This window comes from Scandinavium lactucae, assembly GCF_033843265.1.
Classification (GTDB): Bacteria; Pseudomonadota; Gammaproteobacteria; order Enterobacterales; family Enterobacteriaceae; genus Scandinavium; species Scandinavium lactucae.
The window spans coordinates 1-12,846 of record NZ_JAWXRD010000038.1 but is presented as its reverse complement, the minus strand read 5'-3'; the positions used below and the strand labels follow the sequence as shown (position 1 = coordinate 12,846).

The window sequence follows — 12,846 nt, the reverse complement described above, 5'->3', positions numbered from 1 at the left end:
GGCGCGTGGCTTGCCAGGCCTACAAAATCGATCCCGTAGGCCGGGTTAGCGCAGCGTCACCGGGCATTTATCGCCTTACAGCGTATGCTCGGTACGCGCAATAATATCGTCCTGCGCATCCGGTGACAGGGCGGTGAAGAACGCCGAGTAACCTGCCACACGCACCACCAGGTCACGATACTGGTCCGGGTGTTTCTTGGCTTCCAGCAACGTTTCGCGCGACACGATGTTGTACTGAATATGCCAGCCTTTATGCACCTCGAAGAAGGTACGCAGCAGCACCATCAGCTTCTGGCGGTCGCTGTCGTTATCGAGCGTGGCCGGGTTCAGCTTCTGGTTCAGTAGCACCCCACCAAGGATCGCCGCCGTCGGCAATTTACCCACCGAGCCAATGACCGCGGTCGGGCCGAGGTGGTCAGTACCGGACGCCGGGCTGGCACCTTCCGCCAGTGGGGTATGCGCTTTACGTCCGTCCGGCGTCGCCATGGTCGCGGCACCGAACGGTACGTTGGCAGAGATGGACGAGGTGCCCGCATAGTAATCGCCGCCGATTGGACCCCGACCGTGACGCGGGTTGTGATACAGCTTCAGCTCGTCAATATAGGTCTGATAGGCGCGAACCAGTAACGCATCGACGGTATCGTCGTCGTTACCATACTTCGGCGCACCGTTAATCAGACGCTGACGCAGCTGTTCGTGGGTCAGGCCTTCAAAGTCGTCGGCCAGCGCGGCGGCCAGCTGTTGCTGCCCAATCACACCCTGTTCAAACACCAGTTTTTTGACCGCTGCCAGGCTGTTGCCGAGGTTGGCGATCCCGACCTGCAGGCCAGAAACCCAGTCGTATTTCGCGCCGCCCTGTTTGATGCTTTTCGCTCGTTCGATACAGTCATCCACCAGTGACGAACACAGGATATCGGGCACGTTTTCTTCCAGCATGGTGTCGACCACGTATTCGATTTCAATCGATTTGCGGGTGTAGTAGCGAATCTGCGTATCCCATGCCGCCATCACCTCGTCGAATGCGCCGAAATTGCCCTGCGACAGCGCTTTGGCCTGCGGGAGGAACACTTCCCCACTGGTGGCATCGCGCCCACCTTCCATTGCTGCCAGCATCACACGGGCGAAGTTGATGAAGCTCATGCCGGTGCAGCGATAGCCCCATTTGCCGCCGACGGCGGTTTCGATACAGCCGATGGCGGCGTAATCGTAGGCGTCTTGTTTCTCTACGCCGAGCTTGATGAATTCCGGGATAACGATTTCGTCGTTATTGAAGGCGGGCATCCCAAAGCCACAGCGGATCACCTGCACACAGGCGTCGAGGAAGTCGTTGCTCATCCCTGCATGATAACGCACGCTGAGGTTGGGCTGCGTGGAGCGCAGTCGACCGCAGGATTCCAGAATCACGTAAGAGAGCGGGTTGACCGCGTCCATCGCCTCATCGTTAACCAGCTTCTGGCCGCCGATGGTCACGTTCTGGTACAGCGGGCTACCTGCGGAGGCTTTAGAGTGCGACCCGGAGCGAATTTTGTTCACTTCCAGCAGCTTCAGCCAGCAGCTGTGCAGCAGTTCAATCGCCTGTTCACGCTGCAACGTGGCGTTCAGCTCCACGTCACGACGGTAGAACGGATACAGATACTGATCCATGCGACCAAACGACACCGAATGACCGTTGGACTCAATCTGTAGAATAAGCTGAATGAAGTAGCACAGCTGTAACGCTTGCCAGAAGGTTTTTGGCGGCTCGTGAGCGATAACGTCACAGTTTTCGGCCATCGCCAGCAGTTCGTCGCGACGGGCTTCGCGGCTCTCTTCACTCGCCATTTTGCGCGCCAGTTCGGCGAAACGTTTGATGTGCAGGCTAACGGCTTCCAGCACGATGTCGATCCCTTTCAGGAACTGATCGCCGTGCAGATCTTCCAGCACCGTGAGATTAATACGCGTGCGGCGCTCGGCCACTTTTTCACGCAGGCCATCAAGGCCTTTTTCCAGTAGCAGCGGGAAGTTTACCGCCAGGTGCGCATCACCGGAGGTCATGTTGCCCTCGGCTTTAATAATCCCGGTCGCCAGCAGGGCTTTTTGTTCATCGGTGAACATGCCGTAGCAGCGGTCCTGCACGGTCTGACCGTTCCACCACGGGCAAATTTCATGCAGCACGCGTTTGTTTTCTTCGCTGACCGCAAAGCCTGCGCCCGGACGATCGGCGAGATCATCAATCTCTTTTTCAATCCAGCTGACGGTGTATTCCGGGAAAATCGGCGCAGCGCGGACTTCGCTGGCCTGGTTGCCGATAATCAGCTCGTCGTGTTTGATCCAGATGGTACGTTCCGCCAGATGATGCGCCAGCGCCAGCGCGCGGCGAACCGGGATCGGCTTATCCATGTTGTGCTGATAAAGAGTGGTGTAATGCTGGGCGCGCTCGGTGCAGACCGGGGGCTTCACAATGTGAACCAGCGCATTTTTGTGCGCCTGAATGCGGTCGGTCAGTTGGTCGAGTTTCAGGGTAGTCATCGTATTATCCTCGTAGGGTCGCAGTCAGCCCTTTTTCCCGGGCGATTTGCTGGGCAAAATCCAGCAGTTCCGGGGCATCGAGCGGCTTATCTGGGGCAGAATAGGGCACGCCAAGCAGGCTATATTTGTTCATGCCGAGCGTGTGATAAGGTAAAAAGTGAATGTCGCTCACCTGTAATTCATTGGCGGCAAAGTCGGTAATCGCTTCGATGGAGGCTTCATCGGCGTTGAAACCCTGGATCAGCGGCACGCGGATGGTCATTTTTTTGCCTGCCGCCGCCAGCCGTTTGAGGTTATCCATCACCCGTTTTGCTGAGCCGTCGGTCCATTGCAAAAATTTCTGCGGGTCGACGTGCTTTAAATCAGCGAGGAACAAATCGATATACGGCAGGGCCGGTTCAAGGTAGCGCCACGGCACGTGCAGGCAGGTTTCCACCGCGGTATGAATGCCCTGCGCGTGACTGTTTTTCAGCAGTTCAAGCGCCAGTTCCGGGTTCATAAAGGGTTCGCCGCCGGAGAGGGTCAGCCCGCCGCCGCTGCGATCGTAAAAAGGTTTATCGCGTAGGACCGTTGCCATGATTTCGTCGACGCTTTTCATTTCGCCGCAAACGGTCAGCGCCTGCGTCGGGCAGCAGTCGGTCAGCGCATCGAGATGCGGCTGTTCCAGTTTTTCACGATGGATAACCAGGCCATTCAGCGCACGCTCGATAACCCCGGGGGCCGCCTGCTGGCAAAGTTCGCACCCATCAAGACACAGACGGGCATCGAACAGGAGATCCTGCGTGCGGGCGCGGCTTTCCGGATTCTGGCACCAGCGGCAGCCCAGTGAGCAGCCTTTCATAAACACAACGGTGCGGATACCGGGGCCATCGTGGGTGGAATAGCGCTGAATGTTGAAAATCATAATTTGCCTCTCTGCTTTCGTATAAAGATTAAATAACTTTCGAATGAAAGTGATTTTGACATGCGTCAACAAAAAGAGAGGTTGCAGCGTGGTAGTCTTAAAGCATGCAGAATCTCACAATTTAAGGAACCGTTATGGAACTCTATCTCGATACGTCCGAAGTCGCTGCGGTGAAAAAACTGGCCCGCATCTTCCCGCTGGCGGGGGTGACCACTAACCCAAGCATCGTGGCTGCCGGTAAAAAACCGCTGGAAACGTTGTTACCGGAACTGCACGATGCGCTGGGCGGTCAGGGCCGTTTATTTGCGCAGGTGATGGCTAACACCGCTGAAGGAATGGTGAGCGATGCGCGTAAACTTCGCGCCATTATTCCTGATCTGGTGGTGAAAGTGCCGGTCACGGCGGAAGGGCTGGCGGCAATAAAAATGCTGAAAGCCGAAGGCATTCCTACGCTTGGCACCGCAGTATACGGCGCGGCGCAGGGCCTGCTCTCGGCACTGGCGGGGGCGGAATATGTTGCGCCTTACGTGAACCGCATTGATGCTCAGGGCGGCAGTGGGATTCGCAGCGTGGAAGAGTTACAGCAGTTGCTGGAGCTGCATGCGCCTGCATCTAAGGTGCTGGCCGCGAGCTTCAAAACCCCGCGTCAGGCGCTGGATTGTCTGCTGGTGGGCTGTCAGTCGATTACGCTGCCGCTGGATGTCGCGCAGCAGTTTATCGCTTCCCCGGCGGTTGATGCGGCTATCGATAAATTTGAACAGGACTGGTTGGGTGCGTTTGGACGTTCGACTATCTGACCTGTGCGGCCTGATGCCCGGCGGCGCTATGCTGACCGGGCCTAAAACGGCAATCAAACGATTGCCGTTTTACTTTTACCTCCGCACACTTCACACCCGGCAAACTGCATCAATTTCATTTCGCGGAACTGGCAGGTCATTGCGTCATACATCACGATTTTCCCCGCGACGGGCGTGCCATAAGCGGCCAGTAGCTTAAGGGTTTCCATCGCCTGCAACGAACCTATCACCCCAACCAGCGGTGCCATCACCCCGGCTTCCACGCAGGTAAGGGCGTTTTCCCCGAACAGGCGACTCAGGCAGCGATAGCACGGTTCGCCGTCCTGATAGGTGAACACGCTGATTTGCCCTTCCATACGGATCGCCGCCCCGGAGACCAGCGGGGTTTTATGCTGAAAACAACCGGCGTTAAGCCGATTGCGGATTTGCACATTGTCGGTACAGTCGAGGACCACATCGTGGGCGGCAATGTGCGCGAAAAGCTCAGCGTCATCCAGCAGCGCGTTAATACACTGGAACTGAACGTGCGGATTAATACGCGCCAGCGTGTCACGGGCAGATTCCACTTTCGGCTGGCCGAGAGTCGCATCGCTGTGCAACGTCTGGCGCTGAAGGTTCGACAGCGAGACGGTGTCGAAATCGAGCAGCGTCATCTGCCCGATCCCGGCGGCGGCCAGATATTGCGCCGCCGCACAGCCTAAACCGCCCAGCCCGACGACCAGTACCCGCGCGGCTTTCAGTTTTTCCTGACCGTCAAAATCGAAACCGCGCAACACGATTTGCCGGTTGTAACGCAGCATCTCCGCGTCACTCAGTTCCACGCTCATCACAGTCCCCCGAACAGCGCGTTGAACGGTTCGACGTCAACCCATTCGTCCACCTCGACATGGCCCCGCTCGCGTTCGAGCACAATAAAACAGTTGCCCTGGCTGAACGAGCTGAACACGTGTGAACCCTGATGCCCGGTGGTAGCGACGGTTAACTCGCCGTCCTCATTGCGGGTCAGAATGCCGCGCTGGAAATCGAGACGTCCCGGCGATTTTTTCAGGCGCGTGGTGGTGCGCACCCGCAGGCGCGGTGGCAGGCTGGAAGCCGGATTGCCGCTCAGTTTTGCCAGCAGCGGCTGCACCAGCTGATAGAACGTCAGCGCCGCCGACACCGGGTTGCCCGGCAGGCCGCAGAACCAGCTGTGGCTCAGCTTGCCAAAGGCAAAGGGTTTACCGGGCTTGATGGCCAGTTTCCAGAAGGCGATTTCGCCCAGTTCATCGAGGATAGTCTTGGTGTAATCCGCTTCCCCGACCGACACACCGCCGGAGCTAATGACCACGTCGGCCTGCTGGTCGGCACGGAGGAAGGCGTCACGGAGCGGGTCCTGATTGTCCGGGATAATCCCGAGATTAATCACCTCGCAGCCGAGCTGTTCCAGCATCAGATGCACCGCTAGACGGTTTGTGTCGTAAATCTGCCCAGCCGCCAACGGTTCGCCGGGTAATTTCAGTTCATCGCCGGTGGAGAACACCGCCACGCGTACTTTGCGCACCACTTCGACGGTTGGGATGCCGAGTGAGGCCAGCACCGGCAGTTCGGCCACGGTAAGGCGCGTGCCGCGCGGGAACACGGCGCTGCCCGCGGTGATGTCTTCCCCGCGACGACGGATATTCTGGCCTGCTCTGACGCTGGCGGTGAAACGTACCCCGTCAGCGGTTTGTTCGGTTTCTTCCTGCATGACCACCGCCTCGCAGCCTGACGGCACTGGAGCGCCGGTCATAATGCGTACGCAGGTTCCGGCGGGCCATTCACCGTCAAACGGTTGACCGGCAAACGCTTTCCCCGCCAGCGGCAGGGCTTTGCCGTCCGCAAGGTCAGCCAGACGTACGGCATAACCGTCCATCGCCGAGTTATCAAAGCCCGGTACGTCGAGCGGGGACACCACATCGCGGGCGGTAATGCGGCCAAATGCCTGTAGCAGCGGCAGCGTTTCGGTTTCGCTCAGCGGGGAAATACGGTCGAGCATCTGGGTCAGCGCCACGTCGAGCGGCATCAGTCCGGCGTTAAAATCCATTATTTACTCCTGCGACAATTCGTCTGTTGCGCCCATTATGGCAGAAAAGCGCCGACGACTGTACGTCAGGGGGCAGGAGAGCTTTACAGCACCGATGGCACTTTCTATATTCAAAAATCATATAAATTAATCGGCACAATAATGATATCTATAGAAAAAGCAGGCCGACAGCCGATTAGCCGAAGGGAAGGGCGCAATGAGTAATGCAGTGATCGCCATTCATGGCGGGGCCGGGGCCATCTCCCGCGCCACAATGACGCCTGAGCGCGAACAAGAATATGTGCAGGCGCTGGCGATGATCGTCGAGGCGGGCCAGCAAATGCTTGAACAAGGGGCCAGCGCACTGGACGTGGTGACCGAGGCCGTGCGCCTGCTGGAAGAGTGTCCGCTGTTTAATGCCGGGATAGGCTCTGTCTTTACCGCCGATGAAACGCATGAACTTGATGCCTGCGTGATGGACGGCAACTCGCTTAACGTCGGCGCAGTCGCGGGCGTTAAGCATTTACGCAACCCAATCCTTGCCGCGCGTCAGGTGCTGGAACACAGCCCGCATGTGTTGCTGATTGGCGAAGGGGCAGAGAAATTTGCCGTTGCTAATGGGATAGAAAAAGTGAGCAACTCGTTATTCTCCACTCCGGAACGCCTGCATCAACTGCGTCAGGCGCAGGAGGCGGGGGAAATGCGGCTCGATCACAGCCCGGCCCCGCTCGATGAACGCAGCAAAATGGGCACCGTCGGGGCCGTAGCGCGTGACCTGGCGGGCAATCTTGCCGCTGCCACTTCGACGGGTGGGATGACCAACAAGCTGCCGGGCCGGGTGGGTGACAGTCCGCTACCCGGCGCAGGTTGCTACGCCAATAACGCCAGCGTGGCGGTGTCGTGTACCGGCACTGGCGAAGTCTTTATGCGCACCCTGGCGGCCTACGATATCTCAGCCCTGATGGAATACAGTGGCTTAAGCCTGCAGGACGCCTGCGAGCGAGTGGTGATGGAAAAACTTCCGGCGCTCGGCGGCAGCGGTGGGCTGATAGCCATCGACTGCGACGGCAACGTGGCGCTGCCGTTTAACAGCGAAGGCATGTACCGCGCTTATGCGTTTGCAGGTGACTCCTCGACCGTGGGTATTTACCGGTGAGCGGAGGAGAGGTCGGCCGCAATCACGCCATCGACGCCAGCGAAGTGCTGGCGGTACGCGATTTAACGATTTCCTTTCGTCAGGAAGGCCACCCGGTTCAGGCAGTCAAAAATCTGTCGTTTGACCTGAAACGCGGTGAAACGCTGGCGATTGTCGGTGAATCTGGCTCGGGAAAATCCGTGACCGCGCTGGCGCTGATGCGCCTGTTGGAACAGTCCGGCGGCGAGGTCAACAGTGAATCGATCCTGCTGCGGCGGCGCAATCGCGAGGTGATTGAGGTGACCGCGCAGAGTGCTTCGCAGATGCGTCATGTGCGCGGGGTGGATATCGCGATGATTTTCCAGGAGCCGATGACCTCCCTGAATCCGGTGTTTACCGTTGGGGAGCAGATTGCTGAGTCGATCCGATTGCATCAGGGGTTGGGGCACGCAGACGCGCTGAAAGCGGCGAAAAAGATGGTAGAGCAGGTGCGGATCCCGGAAGCGGAAACCATGCTGGCCCGCTATCCACATCAGCTTTCCGGCGGGATGCGCCAGCGGGTGATGATTGCGATGGCGCTCTCATGCCGCCCGGCGGTGCTGATTGCCGATGAGCCGACCACCGCCCTCGACGTCACGATTCAGGCGCAAATCCTGCAACTGATCGCCGTCCTGCAAAAAGAGATGGAAATGGGGGTGATTTTTATCACTCACGATATGGGCGTGGTGGCGGATATCGCCGACCGTGTGCTGGTGATGTATCAGGGCGAAGCGGTGGAAACCGGCAGTGTGGAGCAGATTTTCGCCGCGCCCCAGCATCCCTACACTCAAGCGCTGCTGGCCGCCGTGCCGACCCTCGGCGCGATGCGCGGCACCTCACTCCCGCGCCGTTTCCCATTGCTGAACGCCACTGCCGCGGCGGAAGAACAGGACACCGTGGTGTCTGGCGATCCGGTATTGCAGGTACGTGATTTGGTTACCCGTTTCCCGCTGCGCAGCGGCATTCTCAACCGCGTCACTCGTGAAGTGCACGCGGTGGAAAAAGTCAGTTTTGATCTGTGGCCCGGTGAAACGCTGGCGTTGGTAGGGGAATCCGGCTCCGGCAAATCGACCACCGGGCGCGCGCTGCTGCGGCTGGTCGAATCACAAAGCGGCAGCATTGTATTCAACGGTCAGCGCATTGATACCCTCCCCGATAGCCAGCTCCAGCCGTTACGCCGCAATATCCAGTTTATTTTTCAGGACCCGTGGGCCTCACTGGATCCGCGGCAAACCGTCGGCTATTCGATTCTGGAACCGCTGCGGGTGCATAACATCATGCCGGAAGCCGAGGCGCAGCGTCGGGTGGCGTGGCTGCTTGAACGCGTTGGCTTGCAGCCCGAACACGCCTGGCGTTATCCGCACGAATTTTCAGGCGGACAGCGCCAGCGGATCTGCATTGCCCGCGCGCTGGCGCTGAACCCGAAAGTGGTCATTGCCGATGAGGCAGTGTCGGCGCTGGATGTGTCGATTCGGGCGCAAATCATCAATCTGCTGCTCGATTTACAGCGGGAAATGGGGATCGCTTATCTGTTTATTTCCCACGATATGGCGGTGGTCGAGCGCATCAGCCACCGCGTGGCGGTTATGTACCGCGGGCGGATCGTCGAAATGGGGCCGCGCCGCGCCGTGTTTGAAAATCCACAGCATCCGTACACCCGCAAGCTGATGGCTGCGGTGCCGGTGGCCGACCCGACGCACCGTCGGCCACAGCGGGTGCTGTTGTCTGATGAAATGCCCGGCAATATTTATCGGCGGGGAGAAGAGATTGCCCACGCGCCGTTGGTGCAGGTCAGCCCCGGACATTTTGTGGTCCGGGACGAGACTCCCAGCCCGCTGTCGCACTTATAACAATCAGGAGAACAACAACATGACACAACAGATTTCAGGTAAATGGCTGCTGGCGCTGGGTGTTGTTTCCGCCCTCGCCGCGACGCCTGCGTTTGCGGCAAAGGACGTGGTGGTGGCCGTCGGCTCGAACTTCACCACGCTCGACCCGTATGACGCCAACGATACGCTTTCTCAGGCGGTAGCGAAGTCGTTTTATCAGGGTCTGTTCGGCCTGGATAAAGACATGAAAATGCACAACGTTCTGGCGGAAAGCTACACCGTGTCGGACGACGGACGGGTGTACACCCTCACGTTACGCAGCGGCGTGAAGTTCCAGGACGGCACCGATTTTAACGCCGAGGCGGTGAAGGCCAACCTTGATCGTGCCAGCAATCCGGATAATCACCTCAAGCGTTACAACCTGTACAAGAATATCGCCAGCACCGAAGTCGTCGATGCGCAGACGGTGAAAATCACGCTCAAACAGCCGTTCTCGGCGTTCATCAATATTCTGGCCCATCCGGCGACGGCGATGATTTCGCCAGCCGCGCTGAAAAAATACGGCAAAGAGATTGGTTTCCATCCGGTCGGCACCGGGCCTTATCAACTCGATACCTGGAATCAGACCGATTTTGTGAAGGTGAAGAAATTTGCAGGTTACTGGCAGCAGGGCCTGCCCAAGCTGGATTCCATCACCTGGCGACCGGTGGTCGACAACAACACTCGGGCGGCGATGCTGCAAACCGGCGAAGCGCAATTCGCCTTCCCGATCCCCTATGAGCAAGCGCCTTTACTGGCAAAAAATAGCAAACTGGAACTGGTGGCCAGCCCGTCAATCATGCAGCGCTATATCAGCATGAACGTCACCCAAAAGCCGTTCGATAACCCGAAAGTGCGCGAAGCGATTAACTACGCCATCAACCGTCAGGCGCTGGTGAAAGTGGCCTTTGCCGGATACGCCACCCCCGCGACCGGGGTGGTGCCGCCGTCGATTGCCTGGGCGCAAACCTACAAACCGTGGCCGTACGATCCGGCCAAAGCGCGTGAACTGTTGAAAGAGGCCGGTTTCCCGAACGGTTTCAGCACCACGCTATGGTCGTCCCACAATCACAGCACCGCCCAGAAAGTGCTGCAATTCACCCAGCAGCAGCTGGCGCAGGTGGGCATTAAGGCGCAGGTCACGGCGATGGATGCCGGGCAGCGTGCGTCCGAAGTGGAAGCCAAAGGGCAGAAAGAGAGCGGGGTGAGAATGTTCTACACCGGATGGACCGCTTCTACCGGCGAAGCTGACTGGGCGCTGTCGCCGCTGTTCGCCTCGCAGAACTGGCCGCCGACCCTGTTCAACACCGCGTTCTACAACAATCCGCAGGTCGATAAAGACCTGAACGAGGCGTTGAAAACCAACGATCCGAAAGAGAAGGAACGCCTGTACAAAGACGCGCAGGACACCATCTGGAAAGAGTCGCCGTGGGTGCCACTGGTGGTCGAAAAACTGGTATCCGCCCACAGCAAAAACCTGACCGGGTTCTACATCATGCCGGATACCGGGTTTAGCTTTGATCAGGCCGACCTGAAGTAATGCTTAATTACGTCTTTAAACGCCTGCTCGGCCTGCTCCCGACCCTGCTCATCGTGGCGGTGCTGGTGTTTTTGTTCGTGCATCTGTTGCCCGGCGATCCGGCGCGATTGATTGCCGGGCCGGAAGCCGATGCCCAGGTGGTGGCGATGGTGCGCCAACAGCTGGGGCTCGATCAACCCCTGTACGTGCAGTTCGGACACTACATCGTCAACGTCTTGCAGGGTGATTTCGGCATTTCAATGGTGTCGCGTCGCCCGGTATCGGAGGAGATTGCCAGCCGCTTTATGCCGACCCTGTGGCTGACCCTGAGCAGCATGGTCTGGGCGGTCATTTTTGGCATGGCGATGGGCGTGGCCGCTGCGGTATGGCGCAATCGCTGGCCGGACCGTCTCGGGATGGCCATTGCGGTGACCGGTATCTCATTCCCGGCGTTCGCGCTGGGGATGTTGCTGATGCAGGTTTTTTCCGTCCAGCTGGGATGGCTGCCGACCGTTGGGGCCGACAGCTGGCGGCACTACATTCTGCCGTCGATAACCCTCGGGGCTGCCGTTGCGGCGGTGATGGCGCGCTTCACCCGCGCCTCGTTCGTTGAGGTGCTTAACGAAGACTACATGCGTACCGCGCGTGCCAAAGGGGTCAGCGAAAAGTGGGTGGTACTGAAACATGGCCTGCGCAATGCGATGATCCCGGTGGTCACCATGATGGGACTGCAGTTCGGTTTCCTGCTCGGCGGCTCGATCGTCGTAGAGAAAGTGTTCAACTGGCCGGGGCTGGGACGCCTGCTGGTGGATTCGGTGGAGATGCGCGATTACCCGGTGATTCAGGCGGAAGTTCTGCTCTTCTCGCTGGAGTTCATTCTAATCAATCTGGTGGTGGACGTGCTGTATGCCGCCATTAACCCAGCAATCAGGTACAAATAAGTGCGACTGTTAAACTGGCGACGTCAGGCGGTTATCAATACATTGCCCGGAATTTCTCCCGGGCAGGTGCGCACGCCATGGCATGAATTCTGGCGTAAATTCCGTAAACAGCCGGTGGCGATGACCGCCGGGCTGTTTGTGCTGCTGTTAATTGCGGTGGCGATTATCGCCCCCTGGATAGCCCCGTTTGATGCGGAAAACTATTTCGACTACGACCGGCTGAACGAAGGCCCGTCGATGCTGCACTGGTTCGGGGTTGACTCTCTGGGGCGCGACATTTTCAGCCGGGTGCTGGTCGGGGCGCAGATTTCGCTCGCCGCGGGCGTGTTCGCGGTGCTGATTGGCGCGGTAGTTGGGACGGTGCTCGGGCTACTGGCAGGGTATTACGAGGGTTGGTGGGACCGCATTATCATGCGTATCTGCGACGTGCTGTTCGCGTTTCCCGGCATTCTGCTGGCCATTGCGGTAGTCGCAGTGATGGGGAGCGGAATGGCAAACGTGATCATCGCGGTGGCCATTTTCTCGGTTCCGGCCTTTGCCCGCCTGGTGCGCGGTAACACGCTGGTGCTCAAACAGCAGACCTTTATCGAGTCGTCTCGCAGTATCGGGGCCAGCGACAGCACTATCCTGTTCCGGCATATTCTGCCCGGCACGGTGTCATCGATTGTGGTCTATTTCACGATGCGAATTGGGGTATCGATAATCTCTGCTGCCAGCCTGTCGTTTTTAGGACTGGGTGCGCAGCCGCCAACCCCGGAGTGGGGCGCGATGCTCAATGAGGCGAGGGCGGATATGGTGATGTCGCCGCACGTGGCACTGTTCCCGGCGCTGGCGATATTTCTGACGGTGTTAGCGTTCAATTTGCTCGGTGATGGCCTGCGCGATGCGCTGGATCCGAAGATAAAGGGGTAATCCAGAAGATGCTACCCTGATGTCCTCGCTAATCGTGACCTGTACGCTGAATGGCGTGGATACGAAAGTTTTATTTAAAGTGAAAGATCGATTTGGATTTTGATTTTCAACTGCGCCGAGAAATATTCTTTTTTCGCAAAGATTATAACAGCATACACTGCTTTTTTGACCTAATCCCTCCT

General features: G+C 58.3%; 10 protein-coding genes. 6 read left to right on the top strand and 4 right to left on the bottom strand.

Annotated elements, in window-relative coordinates; all coding sequences use genetic code 11:
- Positions 1 to 75: 75 nt before the first annotated feature.
- Entirely contained in the window at positions 76 to 2,508 is a 2,433-nt protein-coding gene (locus SIK69_RS16660; RefSeq protein WP_319786595.1) for a formate C-acetyltransferase/glycerol dehydratase family glycyl radical enzyme, read from the bottom strand.
- A 4-nt stretch (positions 2,509 to 2,512) separates the two neighbouring features.
- The gene (locus SIK69_RS16655; protein WP_319629357.1) at positions 2,513 to 3,412 is read right to left on the bottom strand and encodes a glycyl-radical enzyme activating protein; all 900 of its coding nucleotides are present in this window, start codon (positions 3,410 to 3,412) and stop codon (positions 2,513 to 2,515) included.
- Between the two features lie 134 nt (positions 3,413 to 3,546).
- Here SIK69_RS16655 and fsa point away from each other — a divergent pair, with 134 nt between their 5' ends.
- A complete protein-coding gene (gene fsa, locus SIK69_RS16650; protein WP_319786594.1) occupies positions 3,547 to 4,209 on the top strand; it encodes a fructose-6-phosphate aldolase in 663 nt (220 codons plus the stop codon).
- A gap of 53 nt (positions 4,210 to 4,262) precedes the next feature.
- Here the strand turns inward: fsa and moeB are convergent, their stop codons facing one another.
- Positions 4,263 to 5,036 (bottom strand): molybdopterin-synthase adenylyltransferase MoeB, encoded by a 774-nt coding sequence (gene moeB, locus SIK69_RS16645; RefSeq protein WP_319629355.1) that lies wholly within the window; start codon positions 5,034 to 5,036, stop codon positions 4,263 to 4,265.
- Positions 5,036 to 6,271, bottom strand: a complete 1,236-nt coding sequence (gene moeA / locus SIK69_RS16640) for a molybdopterin molybdotransferase MoeA (RefSeq protein WP_319786593.1) — start codon at positions 6,269 to 6,271, stop codon at positions 5,036 to 5,038. The genes moeB and moeA overlap by 1 nt, the downstream gene beginning before the upstream one ends.
- A 196-nt stretch (positions 6,272 to 6,467) precedes the next feature.
- Here moeA and iaaA point away from each other — a divergent pair, with 196 nt between their 5' ends.
- Genes iaaA through gsiD form a run of 5 tightly spaced genes read left to right on the top strand, consistent with a single transcriptional unit; the run spans position 6,468 to position 12,664 of the window.
- The gene (gene iaaA / locus SIK69_RS16635; protein ID WP_319786592.1) at positions 6,468 to 7,406 is read left to right on the top strand and encodes a beta-aspartyl-peptidase; all 939 of its coding nucleotides are present in this window, start codon (positions 6,468 to 6,470) and stop codon (positions 7,404 to 7,406) included.
- 29 nt (positions 7,407 to 7,435) lie between these two features.
- Positions 7,436 to 9,274, top strand: a complete 1,839-nt coding sequence (gsiA, locus tag SIK69_RS16630) for a glutathione ABC transporter ATP-binding protein GsiA (protein WP_319786623.1) — start codon at positions 7,436 to 7,438, stop codon at positions 9,272 to 9,274.
- A 19-nt stretch (positions 9,275 to 9,293) separates the two neighbouring features.
- On the top strand, positions 9,294 to 10,832 hold the full coding sequence (gene gsiB, locus SIK69_RS16625; protein WP_319629351.1) for a glutathione ABC transporter substrate-binding protein GsiB: 1,539 nt from the start codon (positions 9,294 to 9,296) through the stop codon (positions 10,830 to 10,832).
- The gene (gene gsiC, locus SIK69_RS16620) at positions 10,832 to 11,752 is read left to right on the top strand and encodes a glutathione ABC transporter permease GsiC (protein WP_319786591.1); all 921 of its coding nucleotides are present in this window, start codon (positions 10,832 to 10,834) and stop codon (positions 11,750 to 11,752) included. Before gsiB ends, gsiC begins: the two co-directional genes overlap by 1 nt.
- On the top strand, positions 11,753 to 12,664 hold the full coding sequence (gene gsiD / locus SIK69_RS16615) for a glutathione ABC transporter permease GsiD (protein WP_319629349.1): 912 nt from the start codon (positions 11,753 to 11,755) through the stop codon (positions 12,662 to 12,664).
- Positions 12,665 to 12,846 lie beyond the last annotated feature (182 nt).